The following is a 16,733-nucleotide window of genomic DNA, read 5'->3' on the forward strand; positions in this document are numbered from 1 at the left end:
AAAATGTCAAAAAAAACAAATTTTATTCATCCAAGAGATGAAATTACAACGATTATAGATCGTATTTACAAAAGAGGAATGACAACCACTTCTGGTGGAAATATTTCTGTTATTGATGATAATGGAGATATCTGGGTAACACCTTCTGCAATCGATAAAGGCTCTTTGAGAGCATCAGATATTATTTGTGTAAAAAAAGACGGAACAATAGATGGTAAACACAAACCTTCTTCAGAATTTCCGTTTCATAAAGCAATTTATGAGGCAAGACCAGATATAAAATCAGTAATCCACGCACATCCACCAGCATTAGTTTCATTTAGTATTGTTCGTCAAATTCCGAATACCAATATTATATCTCAAGCAAAACAGATTTGTGGTCCAATTGGGTATGCAAAATATAAATTACCTGGAAGTAACGATTTAGGAAGTGTAATTGCAGATGAATTCAACAAAGGATTCAAAGCAGTTATTATGGAAAATCACGGAGTTGTTTTAGGAGGAAGCAATTTAACAGATGCTTATGAACGATTTGAAACATTAGAATTTTGTTGCAGAACCATTTTATATGGTTCACAAATTGGCAAACCTAATTATTTAACAGACGCTCAAATAGATCAATTTGAAGCGCAAGTGCCTGCTGTAAGACCAGAGAAAAAGAAAAACAAATTTCCTGCTAATGAAGTAGAAAAACGTTTAGAAATTTGTAAAATCGTAAAACGTTCTTGTGAACAAGGTTTAATGATAAGTTCTTATGGCACAGTTTCTATGCGTTGGAAAAACAACGATTTTTTAATTACACCAACCAATATAAATCGTTGGGATTTAAAAATTGAAGACATTGTTCAAATTAAAAAAGGCAAAAGAGAATTAGGCAAAACACCAAGTAGAGCAACGTATTTACATGAAGAAATCTACAAAAATAATCCTGAAATAAACTCTATTATAATGACGCAATCTCCTTATTTAATGGCGTTTGCAGTTACAGGAGAATATTTAGATGTAAGAACAATACCAGAAAGTTGGATATTTTTACAAGATATCCATGCTGTGAAATTTGGCACACATTTTAAAAATAATGTTGATAAAAAAATCACAGAGAATTGTAACACAGCTTTAATTATAGAAAACGATTCTATAATTATTACTGGTGATAAATTACTGCAAACTTTCGATTATTTAGAAGTGGCAGAATTTAGTGCAAAATCTATTGTATTAGGAAATTCTCTTGGAGAAATGGTGCCTATTAATGATGATCAAGTAGAGGAATTAAGAGCAAAATTTTTATCATAAAAATAAATTATGGCAATAAAAATAGATACACGTTACCCATCAATTGATGATTTAAGAAATAAAGCACGTAAAAAAATACCAAAATTTGCTTTCGAATATTTAGATGGTGGTTGTAATGAAGATGTAAACCTACACAGAAATACATCTGAATTAAGAGAAGTGCAATTAAAGCCTAATTACTTAAGAAATCATGGAGGCTCATCAACCAAAACAAAATTATTTGGTATTGATTATGATGCTCCTTTTGGAATTGCTCCTGTTGGTTTACAGGGTTTAATGTGGCCAAATTCTCCAGAAATTTTAGCAAAAGCTGCTTTTGAGCATAACATTCCTTTTATTTTAAGCACTGTTACCACTACAAGTATAGAAAGAGCTGCTGAATTAACGGAAGGTAAAGCCTGGTTTCAGTTGTATCATCCTACAGAAGACAGTTTAAGAGATGATATTTTAAAAAGGGCAGCAGCTGCAGAATGTCCAGTTTTGGTTATACTGTGTGATGTACCAAGTTTTGGGCATAGACCTAGAGATATTAGAAATGGTTTAGGGATGCCACCAAAAATGAATATAACTAACATTTTAGAGGCATTTATACATCCTCATTGGAGTTTACAAACACTTAAACATGGAATTCCGAGTTTTGCCAATTTAAAACCATATATGCCAAAAGGTTTGGATTTAAAACAGTTAGGTAAATTTATGGATCAAACTTTTTCTGGACGTTTAAACGAAGAAAAAATAAAACCGATTCGCGATATGTGGAAAGGTAAAATCGTTTTAAAAGGTGTAGCCTCTCATTACGATGCAGAACAAGCAATTCGTTTAGGTTTAGATGGAATTATTGTTTCAAATCATGGAGGAAGACAATTAGATGCTGGTGAATCTACCATAAAACCTTTAAAGTCAATTGCAGAAAAGTATGGTGATCAAATAGAAGTAATGATGGATAGTGGAATACGTTCTGGTGTTGATGTTGCTAGATCTTTAGCCTCTGGTGCAAAGTTTACATTTATGGGGCGTTCTTTTATGTACGGAGTTGCTGCTTTAGGAAATAAAGGAGGTGATCATACAATATCATTATTAAAGACAGAGTTGCAACAGGTTATGGAGCAAATTTGCTGCGAGAGGGTAGAGGATTTTCCAAATCACTTAATATAATCAACCAAAAAACAAATTTATGAGTCAAGTAAGTATAGAACAAAGCCAAATAGAGGAAATTGCTGGTGGTGAATTTGAAAGAGAACCTGTACCAAAATCCAAACTAAAAGGTTGGAAAAGTTTTATAGGTATGTATGCAGGAGAGCATGCTGCAGGAACCGAATTTATGATTGGTCCACTTTTTTTAACAGCTGGCGTTAGTGCTTTTGATTTAATTGTAGGTTTGCTTATTGGAAATCTTTTAGCAGTTTTAAGCTGGCGATTTTTAACGGCAGAAATTGCTGTTAAAAATAGATTGACATTATATTTTCAGTTAGAAAAAATTTGTGGAAAAAAATTAGTTACTGGCTATAATTTAGCAAACGGAATTTTATTCTGCTTTTTAGCAGGCTCTATGATTACAGTTTCTGCAACAGCAGTAGGTATTCCTTTTAATATGCCAATGCCAAAGTTAGATGATACTTTACCAAATGGAATGACATGGATTATTATTGTAATTGCAATTGGTGCAGTAATTTCTATAATTGCAGCAAGAGGTTATGATACAGTTACAAAAGCAGCAAATTGGATGTCTCCTTTTATCGTTTTGGCTTTTGTAGCATGTGGCATTGTAGCTTTAAGTCAATTAGGTGTAGATAGTTTTTCTAAATTCTGGGCAATTTGGGGCGAAGGTGGTGAACCTTTTCCTGGGCAAACAAAATTTACGTTTTGGCACGTTGTTATTTGGTCTTGGTTTGCGAATGGTGCTATGCATATTGGTATGTCTGATCTATCTGTTTTTAGATTTGCTAAAGAAGCTAAAGCAGGTTGGGCAACAGCAGCAGGTATGTATGTAGGGCATTATATGGCCTGGATTGCAGCAGCACTATTATATGCAGTGTATTTAAAATCTCCAGAAGCTTTATCTTTTCTTGATAATGGAAATGCACCACCTGTTGCTCCTGGACCAATGGCTTACAATGCAATTGGTGTTTTCGGAATTATAGCCGTAGTTTTAGCAGGTTGGACAACTGCAAACCCAACTATTTATAGAGCAGGTTTAGCTTTTCAAGCAATTTTACCAAAATTATCAACTGCAAAAGTTACTATTTTAGCGGGTGCAGTTGCTACAATTGCAGGCTTATTTCCAGCATTTGCAATGAAATTATTAGGTTTTGTAGCTTTATACGGATTTATTTTAGCGCCATTTGGGGCGATTATCGTTTTTGAACATTTCTTCCATAAAAAAGCTGGAATTATTAAAAACTATGCAGAAAAAGCAAACTTATCTTTTAATGGCTCAGTGTTTTTAGCTTGGGCAATAAGTTTTGGAATCTTCTATTTTATCTCAGTGCAGTTTAATGTTTTCTTATCTTTTGTAACCTTACCTGCATGGATTTTATGTGGTGTGTTATTCTTATTTTTTAGCAAGTATCTTCAGAAGAAATAAGCATTGTAATTATTCACGATTTTTTTTCGAAAAGAAAGTTTACGATCGACTTCATAAAAAAGCTTCTTTTTTATGAGTGAAAAACTCTTTTACTACGATACTTTTTTAATAAAACAAAACTCGAAACGTACGTTTCGAGTTTTGTTATGTATGCAGAGTTATAAAAGCTTTTTAATTTTCTTTAGTAGATTCTGTATTTTTTAAAACCTCTTTTTCGGTTTTTTCCCAAGAATTTTTTTCTCTTATTCTTTTATAAAGTTTGATACCTAGCATCATTAAAATACCAAAAAGGATAATACCCACAACTCCCCAAATCCAATTTATGGCGCTTTTTACAGTAACTAAAAAAACTACTGCAAAAAGTATTATTGTCGAAATCTCATTGAAAATTCGTAACTTAAATGCTGAGTATTTTATAATATCTCTCTGAAGTTTGCTATAAATATTCTGGCAAAATCCGTGGTAAAAATAAAGTGCAAATACAAAGGCTATTTTTACCAGCATCCAAGGTTGAGATAAATAAAATGGATTTTGAATCAACATCCAAATACCAAAAATACTTGCTAGTATTGCTGATGGCCAGGTAATAATATACCAAAGGCGTTTGCTCATCAACTTATATTGCGTTTGTAAAATGGATTTTGCAGGTTCTAACTTATCTTCTGCTTCAGTTTGATAAATAAACAACCTAGGTATGTAAAACAAACCAGCAAACCAAGTAACTACAAAAATAATATGTAACGCTTTTACGTATAAAAAATCCATAAATTTTATGTTTCGTTTTGAGGTTTTGAAAAATTAAGCGAAAAATTTTTTCGTTAATTCCCAAAGTTTTGCATTTTTTTCAACTACCAACTACCAACTACTAACTACCAACTGCTGATTTACTCTTCAATCCAATTAACTAAAACGTCTACCCAATCATCATTATCATTAATACAAGGAATTGCGTAAAACGCTTCACCACCAGCTTCTAGAAATTCTTCTTTACCTTCCATGGCAATTTCCTCTAAGGTTTCTAAACAGTCAGATACAAATGCGGGTGTAACAACGGCTAGTTTTTTAACACCTTCTTCTGGATATTTTTCTAGCATTTTATCTGTATAGGGTTGCAACCATGGATCTCCAGCCAATCTAGATTGAAAAGAAACAAAATATTGATGTGGTTGTAAATCTAAATATTCTACAACTTGTTTTGTAGTTTCATAACACTGGTGCTTGTAGCAAAATTCGTGTGCAGCAGAACTGGTTTTACAGCACTCAAAATTTACGCTATCATTAGGTTTACAGTGGCTTTTTGTAATGTCAGATTTTCGAACATGTCTTTCTGGAATTCCATGATAAGAAAACAGTATTTTATCCCATTCTTTTCCTTCTAAATGATTTTTAATACTATCTCCTAAAACTTTTATATAATCTTTTTTATGATAAAATGCAGGAATATGGTTAAATTTCATATGAGGGAAAAACTCTGCTCTCAATTCTTCTGCCAATACTAAAATTGTATCGGTTGTGGCCATGGCATGTTGTGGATACAAAGGCACAATTAAAACATCTGTTACACCTTTGTCATGCAGTTCTTGTAACCCCATTTTTATAGATGGTGTTCCATAACGCATTGCTAATGCAACAGGCAATTCTGTTTTCTTTTGTACTTTATCTAACAATCTTTCAGATAAAACAATTAAAGGCGAACCTTCATCCCACCAGATTTTTTTATAAGCTTTGGCTGATTTTTTTGGTCTCGTATTTAAAATAATTCCTCTAACCAAGATGGTTCTTAGCCATTTTGGAGCGTCAATTACTCTTTCGTCCATTAAAAATTCATCCAAATACTTTCTTACATCTTTGGTTGATGTGCTTGCTGGTGATCCTAAATTTACTAATAAAACTCCTTTCATTATTGAGGTTTAAATATTTAAAGTTCAAGGTTTCAAGTTTAAAACTTCAAACTATTTTTTAATATTTTTATTTTCTTACAATTTACTTATTCCCTTTTGTAAGGTTAGGATGGGCTTTTATCTGATTCGTAACTTCAAACAACGTAATCGCTAAACTATGTATTACGTTCATGCTCGAGTTTCTGCCATACATTGGTATTGAAATTGTATAATCTACTAGATTTACATTTTCAATTCCATTTCGTTCGCTACCCAAAAGTAGTACGATTTTTTCATGATTTTTAAAATTAAAATCTTGAATATTGATGCTTTTATCAGTAATTTCTATACCAATAATTGTATTTCCTTCTTCTTTTAAACTGTTGATTAGAGAGCTAAAATTGTTATAGTATCCGTGGTCAGTTTGATTGATGGTATTTCTAGCAGTATTAATTACTTTTCTGTTTTCAATGGATGGTGAATTTTCATGAAAATAAATTTTCTCTACGCCAAAACTTTCAGAAATTCTAAAACACATGCCAATATTTTCGGGTGTCCTAATAGCATCGCAAACAATCGTAATCGGAAACTTTTGTTGTATATTTTCTACATTTTCGTGTGATAGCTGTTTCAAATTCTCTATTTTTTCTAACTTCTAACTTCTAACTTCTAACTTCTAACTTCTAACTTCTAACTTCTAACTTCTAACTTCTAACTCTGCAAACTCATTACATATTTTTTTGGTGTTGTGCCGAATTTCTTTTTAAAAGCTGCAATAAAATGACTTGATGTGCTGTACCCAACCTGCAAACCAACTTCGTTTACATTATATTGATTTGTTTCTAGCAATCTTCGTGAATGTTCCATTTTATAATCGAACAGGAAACTATAAACTGTATCACCATAAATTTGTTTAAAACCTTCTTTTAATTTTTTGATGTTCAAGCCAATTTCGTTTGCTAATTCTTGCAAACTTGGTGGTTCTGCCATTCTAGAAATAATAATTTCTTTCGCTTTTCTAATTTTTAAAACATTTTGTTCATCAACCAAAAAAGGACAATATTCACCTTCTGCAGTTTCATCTTTCTGAAAATGTAAACTCAATAATTCGTAAACTTTACCTTTAACATATAATTCTCTAATAGAACTATTAATGTTTGAGTTGATAATTTGCTGCAAAACTATGCCAACTGTAGGTTTTATTTCGGCATCATCATAGTATTTTTTGTTGCTATTTTCGTTGCTTAGAAAAGGGATATAGCCAGATTCTTTAGAAAATAAAGAATGGAATTTTTCAATAGAAATTAAAATAGAAAGTAAGGTTGTTTTTGGTTGAATTTCTAAGTTTATAGGTAAAACTCTTTGAGGATTGTATAATAAAATTGATCTGTTGTCTAAAACATCAAAAGAATAAGAACCATCGTTAAATAAAAATTTAGAATTACCTCGCAAACAAAAGTGCATTTGTATGAAAGTGCTATTAATTTCGCGTTCAAAATTCAAAATTTCATTGCTTTCATTCTGAAAATGAAGTACATAAAACCCTTTTTCAAGTGTTATTTCATCTACAGTACTTTCTCCGACATTTTTAAACATAAAAAATAAATTTAATCAATGTGTTTTTATTTAGAACGGTTCTATATAAAATCTTTGTAAAACCTTATCACACAACAAAAATAGGGATTCCAGTGGGTTTATTTATTAAAAAATTACTAAAAAACATAGAACGTTACTAAAAGTACTTTCAGCGATGTTTTTTTATAAATTTAGTTTTTATTTTTGTGCGATCTTAACAATGTATGAAAGAACTAGGGCAAGAGCACTTTTACAATATTGGCGTCAGTTATAAAAAAGCAGATGCAGAAACGCGTGGTAAATTTTCTGTTTCTAAAGAAAACCAAATTGCACTTTTAAAAGAAGCAAAAAATAAAGGGATTTCTGGAGTTTTTATAATTTCTACCTGCAACAGAACAGAAATTTTTGGTTTTGCAAACAGACCTTGTTTGTTAATAGAATTATTATGCGATTTTTCTGAAGGAACTCCAAAAGAATTCTCTTCATTTTCTCATGTATACCAAGACCAACAGGCTATTAATCATTTATATAGAATTGGTACAGGTTTGGATAGCCAAATTTTAGGAGATTATGAAATTGTTGGGCAATTAAGGCAAGCTTTTAAATTAGCTAAAAAAACAAAAACGGTAAATGCTTATTTAGAAAGATTGGTAAACAGTGTTTTACAAGCGAGTAAAAAAGTTAAAAATCAAACGAAGTTAAGTTCAGGAACTACTTCAGTTTCTTATGCAGCAGTTCAGTACATTATCAAAAATATTCCAAATTATAATAACAAGAATATTCTTGTATTTGGTTTGGGGAAAATGGGGAAACATACTTGCAAAAACTTATCAGAATATACAAAAAACAAGCAAGTTACTCTAATAAATAGAACGTTAGAGAAAACAACAGCGTTTGTGAAAGAACACAGTTCAATTCGACAAGCTGCTATAGAAAATTTAACTGAAGAAGTAGCAATTGCAGATGTTTTAGTAGTTTCTACAGGTGCAGAAAAGCCTACAATCACTAAAAAACATCTTACAGAAAATAAAGAACTTTTAATTTTAGATTTATCGATGCCAGAAAATGTTGCACACGATGTTCAAGATTATAAAAATATTTCTTTAATTAATGTAGATGAACTTTCTAAAATAACTGATGAAACCCTAGCAGTTCGTTTGGCAGAAGTGCCAACAGCAGAAAATATAATTGCTACGCATAAAGCAGAATTCAACGATTGGTTAAATCATAGAAGGTTTACACCAGCAATTGCTGCACTTAAATTATCACTAGAAAATATTAAAAACGACGAAATTAACTTTCAGAAGAAAAAAATTTCTGGTTTTGATGAATATCAAGCAGAAATACTAACTTCACGTTTAATTCAAAAAATAACTACTCAATTTGTAAAGCATTTAAAAGATGATAACACATCTGTAACTGAAAGTATAGATGTTATACAAAAAGTGTTTCAATCTTAACCAAAACATAATGCAAAAAATAATTAGAATAGGAACTCGCGAAAGTCAATTGGCTCTTTGGCAAGCAAATAAAGTGCGCACAGAATTAACTGAATTGGGCTACGAATCTATTTTAGTACCTATAAAGTCTTTAGGAGATATTGTTTTAGATAAACCTTTGTACGAGCTTGGAGTTACAGGCGTTTTTACAAAAAGTTTAGATATTGCAATGTTAAATGGCGATATTGATATTGCTGTACATTCTTTAAAAGATGTACCTACTGCTTTGCCAGAAGGTATAGTGCAAGCAGCCGTTTTAAAACGCGGTAATTATAATGATGTTTTGGTTTTAAAAGGAAACGAAGAGTTTTTTGGACAACCAAATGGAATTATTGCTACAGGAAGTCTGCGAAGAAAAGCCATGTGGTTAAACAGGTATCCTACACACAAAGTAGAAGGTTTAAGAGGTAATGTAAACACACGTTTGCAAAAGTTAGAGGATAGTGAAACTTGGGATGGAGCCATTTTTGCTGCTGCAGGTTTAGAAAGATTAGGGATTAATCCAGAAGGTAAAATAGATCTTTCCTGGATGATTTCTGCTCCTGGTCAAGGTGCTATTATGATAACTGCTTTAGAAAAAAATGATTTTGTTTTAGATGCTTGTGAGCAATTAAACCATCATGAAACCAAAGTTTGTGTGGGTGTAGAACGTGAGTTTTTAAGATTGTTAGAAGGTGGTTGTACTGCTCCAATTGGTGCTTTAGCTTATGTAAATTCAAAAACTGAAGAAGTTAACTTTAAAGCTGTTTTGTTAAGTAAAGATGGTTCTAAGAAAATTAAAGTAGAAAAAACGGCCAAACTTGGTAATCATAAATTTTTAGCAAAAGATTGTGCAGATTATGTAATTAATAGGGGAGGAAAAGAATTAATGTTAGAGGATAATGAAAATCAATCTAAGATCGCTTCAATTTATTCTACAAAGAAACTTTCAGAACTTCAAAAAGAAACTTTATCAGAAGCAATTGGTATAGAAGATAGCGATTTTATTAAAATACGTTTTAATAGAATTCCTGCTAAAGTGATAAAAAACGAAATTGAAAACGTAATTATTACAAGTCAGAATGGTGTAGAAGCAATTTTGAATTCGTTCACGAAAAACGAGTTAAAATTTAAGAACATTTATTGTGTTGGTAGAAGAACTAAAAAGTTAATCGAAACTAAAATAGGGAAAGTAACCAAGGTTGCAAAAAACGCGAAAGCTTTAGCTGAATATCTATCAAAAGAACTAAAAAATAAAGAAGTAACGTATTTCTGTAGTAATTTACGAATGGATATTTTACCAGCGTATTTACAAACGTACAGTATTGCTGTCAATGAAGTGGAGGCTTATAAAACCATGTTAAGTTCAGATGCTTTAAGTGATGAAATTTCTGGAGTTTTGTTTTATAGTCCGTCAGGAATTGAAAGTTATTTACTAGAAAATAATACTAATAAAGTGGCTTTTTGTATTGGTGAAACTACAGCAAAAGAAGCAAGAAAACATTTTAATAAAGTTGAAGTTGCAGACATGCCAAGTGTAGAAAGTGTTTTGGAATTGGTGAACAAATATTTTTCACATCCTAACCTTCCCAAAGGGAAGGAATAGATTGTGGAAAAAATATACTGAAAATCCTGCAAGGTTTCAAAAACCTTGTAGGTATAAAATAAATAAAGAGAATACCTACAAGGTTCAAAACAAACCTTGCAGGATATAAAAGTATTAATTAAACACACAATTTTTAAGAGTGTGCTCCCCTTTGGGGAAACAGGGGCTATAGGGATATTATGAACAGAACAAGAAGATTAAGAAAACACGAAGGAATTAGAAGACTCGTTAAAGAAACAAGACTTTCTGTTGATGATTTTGTGTATCCATTATTTATTGAAGAAGGCGAAAATATAGAAACTGAAATTGTTTCAATGCCAGGAATCAAACGTTTTTCTTTGGATACAATATCTAAAGAATTAGATGAAGTTGTGGCTTTAAAAATCCCAGCAGTGTTGTTATTCGGAATCCCATCAACCAAAGATGATGAAGGTACAGAAACTTGGAATGATGATGGAATTATGCAAAAAGCAGTTCGTTTTATCAAACAAAATTACCCAAGTTTATATGTGATAACAGATGTTTGTTTTTGTGAATATACGTCTCATGGTCATTGTGGAATTATTCATGATAATGATGTTGATAATGATGCAACTTTGGTAAATATTGCCAAGCAAGTAATTTCTCATGCAAAAGCAGGAGTAGATATGGTTGCACCTTCAGGAATGATGGACGGAACTATTGATATGATTCGCCAATCTTTAGATAATACAGGATTTGTGAACTTGCCAATTATGGCATATTCTGTAAAATATGCATCAGCATTTTATGGGCCATTTAGAGATGCTGCAGATTCTGCACCAACTTTTGGAGACAGAAGAACCTATCAAATGGATCCATCAAATAGAGATGAAGGATTAAGAGAAGCTACTTTTGATGATCAAGAAGGAGCAGATATTTTAATGGTAAAGCCAGCATTGTCGTATTTAGATATCATAAGAGATTTAAAAAATAATTTTGATAGACCAATTGCTTGTTATAATGTAAGTGGAGAATATGCAATGGTAAAAGCTGCTGCAGAAAAAGGTTGGATTGATGGCGAAAAAGTAATGATGGAAAGTTTACTGTCGATGAAAAGAGCTGGAGCCGATATTATTATTACCTATTTTGCTAAAGAAGCAGCAAAAGTATTGTTGAAACGTTAAACTGTTTAATTGTGTAACTGAACATTTACACGATTAAACAAATAAACAATTACACAAATATATGACCATACTTTCCCAAACATTTATAAAATCTATTAGGGAAATAATAGTAAATGCACAAAAACACGCTGTAACTGCTGTTCAGCAACAACGTGTTTTAATGTATTGGCATATTGGTCATCATATTGTAGAGGAAGAACAACAAGGAGAAGTACGTGCAGAGTATGGTGCTGAATTGATAAAAACGCTTGCTCAAGAACTCACGAAGGATTTTGGTTCAGGTTTTTCAATAAGACAATTAGAACTTTGTCGTCAATTTTACACCATTTTCCCAATTACGAACGCACTGCGTTCGCAATTGAACTGGACACAATACAGGTTGTTACTTCGAATTGAAAATGAAGATAAAAGAACTTATTATATAGAAGAATCTTGCAATAATAATTGGAGTGCAAGACAATTGGAAAGACAAATAAACAGCCAGTTATATGAGCGTTTGTTGTTAAGTAATGATAAAGAAAAAGTTTTAGCAATTGCTAAAAAAGAGGCAATAGTAGAGCACCCAAAAGATATTATAAAAGATCCAATGGTTTTAGAGTTTTTAGGTTTGCAACCACAAGCTTCTTACTACGAAAAAGATTTAGAGCAATCTTTAATTAACAACATACAAAGTTTTCTATTGGAATTAGGAAATGGATTTTCTTTTGTATCAAGACAAAAACGTATACAAATAGAAGATGATGAGTATTTTGTAGATTTGGTTTTTTATAACAGATTATTAAGATGTTTCGTAATTATAGAAATCAAAACACATAAATTAACACATCAAGATTTGGGGCAATTGCAGATGTATGTTAATTATTATGACAGAACAGAAAAACAAGAAACCGAAAATAATACGATTGGTATTTTATTGTGTACAGATAAAAATGATACAATGGTTGAATTTGCTTTGCCAGAAAAAAATGCAACTATTTTAGCAAGTCAGTATCAATTATATTTGCCTAAAAAGGAAGAAATTACAAAAGTTATCTCTCATGTTTTAGAAGATAAAAAAGAAATTGAGTAGTTTTTAATAATACTAATGAACAAGAATTAGCGAAAAGTGAATTGCAAAAAGCGTTAAAAGATGAAATTCAAAAAATCAGAAAAATTATATAATAAAGGATTAAAACACTTAGTTGGAGCTGTAAATTCTCCTGTAAGAGCATTTTCTTCAGTCGGTGGAAATCCTTTGTTTATCAAAAAAGCAAAAGGAAGTAAAATTATAGATGTTGATGGAAACGAATATGTAGATTTAGTCGTTTCTTATGGCCCAATGATTTTAGGTCATAGACATAAAAAAGTAGAAAAAGCGGCAAAAAAAGCCTTAAAAAATGGGTATTCTTTTGGAGCCTCTACAGAAGCAGAAATAAAATTAGCAAAAATTGTTTGTGATGCTTTTCCAGGAATGGATAAAGTTCGTTTTGTAAACTCAGGTACAGAAGCTGTGTTGAGTGCAGTTCGTTTGGCAAGAGCGTTTACAGGTAAAGATAAAATTATCAAATTTTCTGGTTGTTATCATGGGCATCAAGATTCATTATTAGTAGCAGCAGGATCTGGTTTGGCAACATTAAGCATGCCAGGAAGTAAAGGTGTTCCAGAAGGAGCTGTAAAAAACACACTAATTGCAGAATATAATAATTTAGAAAGTGTAAAGGCACATTTTGATAAATATGATGATATTGCAGGTGTAATTTTAGAACCAATTTGTGGAAATATGGGTGTTGCCATTCCTCAAAACGGATTTTTAGTAGCATTAAAAAAATATTTAGAAACCAAAGGAGCGTTGTTAATTGCTGATGAAGTAATGACGGGTTTTCGTTCTAAATTTGGAGGAGCACAAGAATTATTAGGAGTTACAGCAGATATTACTTGTTTAGGAAAAGTAATTGGAGGAGGTTTTCCTGTAGGTGCTTATGGAGCAAGAGAAGAAATTATGCAAGAAGTGGCACCTTTAGGGGGCATGTATCAAGCAGGAACGTTGTCTGGGAATCCAATTGCAATGGCTGGAGGAATATCCACCTTGACAGAATTGAAAAGACAAAATCCTTATGATAAATTCGAAGAAATTGGTTCTATTTTAGAAGTAATTTTATTAGAAACTGCTAAAAAGTACAATGTAGATTTAGTAGTAAATAGATTTGGTTCTATGATGAATCCTTTCTTTACAAATGTAAAAGTCACTAATTTCGAACAAGCACAAACATCAGACACTAAAAAGTTTGCAGTTTTCTTTTGGGAAATGATAAAAAATGGCGTGTTTTTACCTCCAAGTCAGTTTGAAGCTTGGTTTTTAAACTCGGCAATTTCAGATAAAGACATAAAAATTATTGCAGAAGCAACTGACAAAGCAATGAAGAAGGTTTCTGAAATGGAATAATAAAATGTCAAGACCTCACAGGTTTTAAAAACCTGTGAGGTCTAAAAAGTCCAAGAAAATTCAACAAATTAAGAATAGCTAATAGCCAAAAGCTAATAGCCAAAAGCTATAAAATGATAAAAAACGATTTATTTTTAAGAGCATTAAAAGGAGAAACTGTAGATAGACCACCAGTTTGGATGATGAGACAAGCAGGTAGATATTTACCAGAGTTTCAGGAAATAAAAAAGAAGTACGATTTCTTTACACGTTGTCAAACTCCAGAATTAGCTTCAGAAATTACGGTTCAGCCAATTAGAAGATATGGAATGGATGCTGCAATTTTGTTTTCAGATATTTTAGTAATTCCACAAGCTATGAATATTCATGTGGAAATGAAACCTAATTTTGGACCTTATTTACCAAATCCAATTCGTACTCAAAAAGATTTAGATTCAGTAATTGTTCCAGATATTCAAGACACTTTAGGCTATGTAATGGATGCTATAAAAGCAACCAAAGAAAAACTGAATGATGAGGTACCTTTAATTGGTTTTGCAGGTTCACCCTGGACAATTCTTTGTTACTGTGTACAAGGTCAAGGCTCAAAAAACTTTGATAAAGCCAAAGAATTGTGTTTTACAAATCCTATAGTTGCACATTCTTTATTACAAAAAATTACAGACACAACAATTGCTTATTTAAAAGCAAAAGTGGCAGCAGGTGTAAATGCAGTTCAAGTGTTTGATTCTTGGGGAGGCATGTTATCTCCAGTAGATTATCAAGAATTTTCTTGGCAATATATGCAGCAGATTATCGATGCTTTAAAAGATGAAATTCCAGTAATCGCATTCGGAAAAGGATGTTGGTTTGCACTAAATGAAATGGCTAAATCAGGAGCTTCTGCTTTGGGTGTAGATTGGACGTGTTCTGCAAGAAATGCTCGTTATTTATCTGGAGGACAAATTACTTTACAAGGTAATTTCGATCCTACAAGATTATTTTCTCCACCATCAGAAATCAAAAGAATGGTAACTCAAATGATTAACGAATTTGGGAAAGATAAATATATTGTAAATCTAGGTCATGGAATTTTGCCAAATATTCCATTAGAAAATGCGAAAGCATTTATAGATGCTGTAAAGGAGTATAAAAGTCCAAATTAAAAAACTAAACTAATCTTCCTGCAAGGTCTCTAGTGCTGAACATAATTCAGTTTCAAAAACCTTGTAGGATTGTATTATATTATTTTGGACGTTCCCTAAAAAGGTCGCGCTTTCAACTATATCTTTTGCCAGAAAAAGGCAAAAGGATGCCATTTCAATCGCTAACGCAAACTTTTGCCAGCCAATAGAATTTGTAATAATTTCAGAATTTCTTAAAAGCCAAAAAATAACTACAAATGTCATTTTGGAATATTGTAAAAAGTTTAGATTTTAAGCAAGTGTGGATTCTGTTTCTATGGTTTTTACAGCATCCATTATATTTGTTTGCGACTGCAAAAGCAACCTATTCAACAGTTAAAATTGCTCAAAAAGAATTTCCAGATATTCATGACGAACATAATAAAGCAAATGCATTTCGTCACGCTTTATGGAATTTATTAATCGCCAAAGAAAGTGCTAAATTTAGCTCAGATTTAGAAGATGTTTTAAGTTGGACAAAAAGAATTACAGATTGGCACGAAGAATTTTCGCCCAATAAAGAAATGGCAAAATTAATGGATTTGCACAATAATAAATTTGGTAGAAATAATTTTTTATATTTAAAGGATAAATCAACAGAGACAATTATAACAACTTTAAAAAATGAATTGTTGAACGCAGTTCAGGTAAAACAAAAATCAGAATTTAAAAATTTTGAAAACCAATTAGTTTATTTAGATAAATAAATTATTTTTAGAAAAGTAAAAATAACTAGGAATGATAAAAAACATTGTTTTAGGAATCAAAGAATATACAGGAGCTTTTGCATTAATTTCTGATCTAAAACTCTGGAAATATTTTATTGTTCCTATTTTAATAAGCATTCTTACAGCTATTTTAATTGGGGTTGAGGTGTACGTTTTATATGATAATGTTGGTGGCGTAATTGCTAAATTATGGATTTGGGATTGGGGAAAAGAAGGGTTTACAGCAATTAGTAATTTTGTTGGCGGAATTATTGTTTTGGTGATAGGTTTAATTTTATACAAACATATTATCATGGCTTTTTCTGCGCCATTTATGAGTCCTGTTTCAGAAAAAATAGAGCATCATTTTTATGGAGATACAAAACATTTGCACAGAAAAACTAGCAATACAGAACAGTTAATAAGGGGAATCAGAATTAATGTTAGAAATTTATTTCGAGAACTTTTAATTACTTTTCCTATTTTACTTTTAAAATTTATTCCAATTGTCAATATATTTTCAACTATTTTATTATTTATTGTACAAGCATATTATGCAGGTTTTGGAAATATGGATTATACGTTAGAGCGTCATTTAAATTACAAAGAAAGCATTAATTTTGTTCGAAAAAATAAAGGGTTTGCCATCGGAAACGGAATTGTATTTATGCTTTTTTTATTAATTCCGGTAATCGGAATTATTATTGTTTTACCACTTTCTGTAACAGCAGCATCTAAAAAAACCGTTAAATTGATGCACAACAAACACGAGATTGTTTATGAAAAATAAATTTTAAATCTTATTCTGATCTTTAATTTAACCATAAATTTTGTGAAGTTTTTGAAATTCTCCTGCAAGGTTTCTAAAACCTTGTAGGTA

Annotated in this window: 16 protein-coding genes; 11 read left to right on the top strand and 5 right to left on the bottom strand. The window is 31.4% G+C overall.

Features of this window, described 5'->3' with window-relative positions:
* The first annotated feature begins 3 nt into the window (after positions 1 to 3).
* Genes P161_RS0112620 through P161_RS0112630 form a run of 3 tightly spaced genes read left to right on the top strand, consistent with a single transcriptional unit; the run spans position 4 to position 3,877 of the window.
* Complete coding sequence (locus P161_RS0112620) at positions 4 to 1,293, top strand: class II aldolase/adducin family protein (RefSeq protein WP_026777310.1); 1,290 nt, start codon at positions 4 to 6, stop codon at positions 1,291 to 1,293.
* A 9-nt stretch (positions 1,294 to 1,302) separates the two neighbouring features.
* Positions 1,303 to 2,448: an alpha-hydroxy acid oxidase gene (locus P161_RS0112625; RefSeq protein WP_026777311.1), complete on the top strand. Its 1,146-nt coding sequence runs from the start codon at positions 1,303 to 1,305 to the stop codon at positions 2,446 to 2,448.
* A 19-nt stretch (positions 2,449 to 2,467) separates the two neighbouring features.
* Complete coding sequence (locus tag P161_RS0112630) at positions 2,468 to 3,877, top strand: cytosine permease (RefSeq protein WP_026777312.1); 1,410 nt, start codon at positions 2,468 to 2,470, stop codon at positions 3,875 to 3,877.
* 171 nt (positions 3,878 to 4,048) lie between these two features.
* On the opposite strand, the gene P161_RS0112635 is transcribed toward P161_RS0112630, so the two are convergent.
* The 4 genes from P161_RS0112635 to P161_RS0112650 form a co-directional block, all read right to left on the bottom strand.
* Complete coding sequence (locus P161_RS0112635) at positions 4,049 to 4,642, bottom strand: CopD family protein (RefSeq protein ID WP_026777313.1); 594 nt, start codon at positions 4,640 to 4,642, stop codon at positions 4,049 to 4,051.
* 119 nt (positions 4,643 to 4,761) lie between these two features.
* Positions 4,762 to 5,778, bottom strand: a complete 1,017-nt coding sequence (gene hemH, locus P161_RS0112640) for a ferrochelatase (RefSeq protein ID WP_026777314.1) — start codon at positions 5,776 to 5,778, stop codon at positions 4,762 to 4,764.
* A gap of 82 nt (positions 5,779 to 5,860) precedes the next feature.
* Positions 5,861 to 6,391 (bottom strand): TrmH family RNA methyltransferase, encoded by a 531-nt coding sequence (locus P161_RS0112645; protein ID WP_026777315.1) that lies wholly within the window; start codon positions 6,389 to 6,391, stop codon positions 5,861 to 5,863.
* A gap of 77 nt (positions 6,392 to 6,468) precedes the next feature.
* Positions 6,469 to 7,353: a helix-turn-helix transcriptional regulator gene (locus P161_RS0112650; RefSeq protein ID WP_026777316.1), complete on the bottom strand. Its 885-nt coding sequence runs from the start codon at positions 7,351 to 7,353 to the stop codon at positions 6,469 to 6,471.
* A gap of 203 nt (positions 7,354 to 7,556) precedes the next feature.
* Between P161_RS0112650 and hemA the strand changes: the two genes are divergently transcribed.
* The 6 genes from hemA (at position 7,557) to hemE (ending at position 15,128) form a co-directional block, all read left to right on the top strand.
* A complete protein-coding gene (gene hemA, locus P161_RS0112655) occupies positions 7,557 to 8,792 on the top strand; it encodes a glutamyl-tRNA reductase (RefSeq protein ID WP_026777317.1) in 1,236 nt (411 codons plus the stop codon).
* A gap of 10 nt (positions 8,793 to 8,802) precedes the next feature.
* Positions 8,803 to 10,416 carry a hydroxymethylbilane synthase gene (gene hemC / locus P161_RS0112660; protein WP_026777318.1) on the top strand — a complete coding sequence of 538 codons (1,614 nt, stop codon included), beginning with the start codon at positions 8,803 to 8,805 and terminating at the stop codon, positions 10,414 to 10,416.
* A gap of 179 nt (positions 10,417 to 10,595) precedes the next feature.
* Entirely contained in the window at positions 10,596 to 11,561 is a 966-nt protein-coding gene (gene hemB, locus P161_RS0112665) for a porphobilinogen synthase (RefSeq protein ID WP_026777319.1), read from the top strand.
* A gap of 61 nt (positions 11,562 to 11,622) precedes the next feature.
* Entirely contained in the window at positions 11,623 to 12,630 is a 1,008-nt protein-coding gene (locus tag P161_RS0112670; RefSeq protein ID WP_026777320.1) for a YhcG family protein, read from the top strand.
* 60 nt (positions 12,631 to 12,690) lie between these two features.
* Positions 12,691 to 13,983: a glutamate-1-semialdehyde 2,1-aminomutase gene (gene hemL, locus P161_RS0112675; protein ID WP_026777321.1), complete on the top strand. Its 1,293-nt coding sequence runs from the start codon at positions 12,691 to 12,693 to the stop codon at positions 13,981 to 13,983.
* Between the two features lie 113 nt (positions 13,984 to 14,096).
* Positions 14,097 to 15,128 carry a uroporphyrinogen decarboxylase gene (hemE, locus tag P161_RS0112680; protein ID WP_026777322.1) on the top strand — a complete coding sequence of 344 codons (1,032 nt, stop codon included), beginning with the start codon at positions 14,097 to 14,099 and terminating at the stop codon, positions 15,126 to 15,128.
* A 9-nt stretch (positions 15,129 to 15,137) separates the two neighbouring features.
* On the opposite strand, the gene P161_RS0112685 is transcribed toward hemE, so the two are convergent.
* On the bottom strand, positions 15,138 to 15,371 hold the full coding sequence (locus P161_RS0112685; RefSeq protein WP_026777323.1) for a hypothetical protein: 234 nt from the start codon (positions 15,369 to 15,371) through the stop codon (positions 15,138 to 15,140).
* Between P161_RS0112685 and P161_RS0112690 the strand changes: the two genes are divergently transcribed.
* Together P161_RS0112690 and P161_RS0112695 are read left to right on the top strand one after the other, a co-directional pair.
* Positions 15,365 to 15,853, top strand: a complete 489-nt coding sequence (locus P161_RS0112690) for a hypothetical protein (protein ID WP_026777324.1) — start codon at positions 15,365 to 15,367, stop codon at positions 15,851 to 15,853. The two genes, P161_RS0112685 and P161_RS0112690, sit on opposite strands and share 7 nt — an antisense overlap.
* 31 nt (positions 15,854 to 15,884) lie before the next feature.
* Positions 15,885 to 16,643, top strand: a complete 759-nt coding sequence (locus P161_RS0112695) for an EI24 domain-containing protein (protein WP_026777325.1) — start codon at positions 15,885 to 15,887, stop codon at positions 16,641 to 16,643.
* Positions 16,644 to 16,733 lie beyond the last annotated feature (90 nt).

Source organism: Polaribacter sp. Hel_I_88 (genome assembly GCF_000687935.1).
Lineage (GTDB): Bacteria > Bacteroidota > Bacteroidia > Flavobacteriales > Flavobacteriaceae > Polaribacter.

Coding starts and splice junctions, on each gene's coding strand:
- P161_RS0112620 (WP_026777310.1), top strand. CDS start 4: ATGTCAAAAAAAACAAATTTTATTCATCCAAGAGATGAAATTACAACG.
- P161_RS0112625 (WP_026777311.1), top strand. CDS start 1,303: ATGGCAATAAAAATAGATACACGTTACCCATCAATTGATGATTTAAGA.
- P161_RS0112630 (WP_026777312.1), top strand. CDS start 2,468: ATGAGTCAAGTAAGTATAGAACAAAGCCAAATAGAGGAAATTGCTGGT.
- P161_RS0112635 (WP_026777313.1), bottom strand. CDS start 4,642: ATGGATTTTTTATACGTAAAAGCGTTACATATTATTTTTGTAGTTACT.
- hemH (WP_026777314.1), bottom strand. CDS start 5,778: ATGAAAGGAGTTTTATTAGTAAATTTAGGATCACCAGCAAGCACATCA.
- P161_RS0112650 (WP_026777316.1), bottom strand. CDS start 7,353: ATGTTTAAAAATGTCGGAGAAAGTACTGTAGATGAAATAACACTTGAA.
- hemA (WP_026777317.1), top strand. CDS start 7,557: ATGAAAGAACTAGGGCAAGAGCACTTTTACAATATTGGCGTCAGTTAT.
- hemC (WP_026777318.1), top strand. CDS start 8,803: ATGCAAAAAATAATTAGAATAGGAACTCGCGAAAGTCAATTGGCTCTT.
- hemB (WP_026777319.1), top strand. CDS start 10,596: ATGAACAGAACAAGAAGATTAAGAAAACACGAAGGAATTAGAAGACTC.
- P161_RS0112670 (WP_026777320.1), top strand. CDS start 11,623: ATGACCATACTTTCCCAAACATTTATAAAATCTATTAGGGAAATAATA.
- hemL (WP_026777321.1), top strand. CDS start 12,691: ATGAAATTCAAAAAATCAGAAAAATTATATAATAAAGGATTAAAACAC.
- hemE (WP_026777322.1), top strand. CDS start 14,097: ATGATAAAAAACGATTTATTTTTAAGAGCATTAAAAGGAGAAACTGTA.
- P161_RS0112690 (WP_026777324.1), top strand. CDS start 15,365: ATGTCATTTTGGAATATTGTAAAAAGTTTAGATTTTAAGCAAGTGTGG.
- P161_RS0112685 (WP_026777323.1), bottom strand. CDS start 15,371: ATGACATTTGTAGTTATTTTTTGGCTTTTAAGAAATTCTGAAATTATT.
- P161_RS0112695 (WP_026777325.1), top strand. CDS start 15,885: ATGATAAAAAACATTGTTTTAGGAATCAAAGAATATACAGGAGCTTTT.